This window comes from Nostoc sp. CALU 546 (genome assembly GCF_048836525.1).
The window spans coordinates 1-1618 of sequence record NZ_JAWJTF010000395.1 but is presented as its reverse complement, the minus strand read 5'-3'; the positions used below and the strand labels follow the sequence as shown (position 1 = coordinate 1618).

Below are 1618 nucleotides of genomic sequence, written 5' to 3'. Positions count from 1 at the left end.
AAAAAGTTTGCTCATCTAAATAACTTTGAATAGTATTCAATACTGTAGGATTGTCATCAATACAAAAGATTGTGTAGATTTTTTTATCAACAGGCGGTTGGATAATTTGCTGACCCCTATGATCATTAGTATGAATAGAGTAAGTTGGTGGTTTATAACCGTTTCTTCTAAAAGAATTTGGTGTACTTTTGCTTTTAGGTTTTAGCTCATTTATTTTGAACAATTCTGAGGGATGTGATTGAGAGGCTGGCGATGTCTGACAATAAGCCGCTTCTCTACGAGAGGCTTCGCCAACGCTTCTAGGCATTTGACATCGTTCAACTAGTAAGCGGAGATTTAGATGACAAAACTTTGGCATGTCATCCAGAAAGCTTTCGGGAATAAATTCATAACTCCCCTCTTGTAAGTTCAGAAATGACTCCAAAACTTCTAGCGCCAATTGCTCTATCAGTATCGCTGCTTGAGAAGGACTAATATATTTCTGATTGACTAACCAGCAAATAGCCAGATAATCTGGATTTGGTATTGCCTGATTTTCAATACCAGTTTCAAATATCGCTCGCAACTGTTCTTTGATTCCGCCAGGGAGAGTAGAAATTTGCTGACTCAAGCTTTGCAAATTTCTGTAAAGTGGCTCAAACATTTTCTCTGAGTAGCAGGCATAAATTAGCTTACCCTCGTCCATATATATTGACCAAGAGCCTGACGTGCTAAACACTTGCAAACAACCAGTAACCGACTTACCAGTGATTTTTTTCAACAAAGATAAGGGCTGGAGCTTTTGAAAAAACCTGTATCTACTAATCGGAAGTGTCTTCATTGGGATGGCTCTGGAATAAAATTAACATTTGCAGGCGAAATTAGTGAATTACCTTTTCGGAATTCACCGCGAATTTGTTGGGAGCACTTTCAGATAAATATAGCGGTCACATTTGAGTTAGTACAGAGATTTCACACCCCCCAACTCTTAATTCACCAATCTCTGTTAAGCTATAAAGCACAAGTTACAACTAAACCAATTCATGCTATTTTCCAATAGCAAAATGGCCCGACTAGTTGCCAGGATATAGTATTTCAAAAATTAGATTGGTTTTCTGTATCTTTCGCTAATCTAGCCAATCTAACAGTAACTCAAGTGTCACGCCTAGACCATTGGCTCTCGCCCATCAGTCACAAAAGTATCATTGTTATCCGTATTTTGCAGCCTAAGATCGTAGATACTTCAATTCTCTTACAAAGGTTTTTTTGTCCCTAATACTAAAGTCTGGAGCGACCAAAATCTACTGTAATGTAGATGTAAATAGCTCTCAAGCAAGGCTTTTAGACATTAAATCCGCGCTGACGAACTATGTTTTTGTAGCCGTGACAAAAGTTGTCGGGTACTTCTCCAAGAAGTTTATTCTTGAGGGGAACTTCATCAAGAGAAACAGTATGATTAAAAACTAAGCATTTAAAAACTTCAATGTCATACTTAGGTTTGTGATTGTAGAGCTAATACGGTTCGGTGAAGCAGTGTGGTTTTGGGGATTTCTCCCATAAACAACTGCGTTAGCCAGGAACAAGGTTCAGCCGAAGGGTCTTGAGGGTTCTCCCAATGACCACTGGTGTCAACTTAAGC

At 38.7% G+C, this 1618-nt stretch carries 1 protein-coding gene; it reads right to left on the bottom strand.

Annotation, left to right across the window (positions count from 1 at the left end; translation table 11 throughout):
* Positions 1-820 (bottom strand): DUF4388 domain-containing protein (locus tag RRG12_RS43980; RefSeq protein ID WP_420763353.1); only part of this gene is annotated, 820 nt, incomplete at its 3' end.
* Between the last annotated feature and the right edge of the window lie 798 nt (positions 821-1618).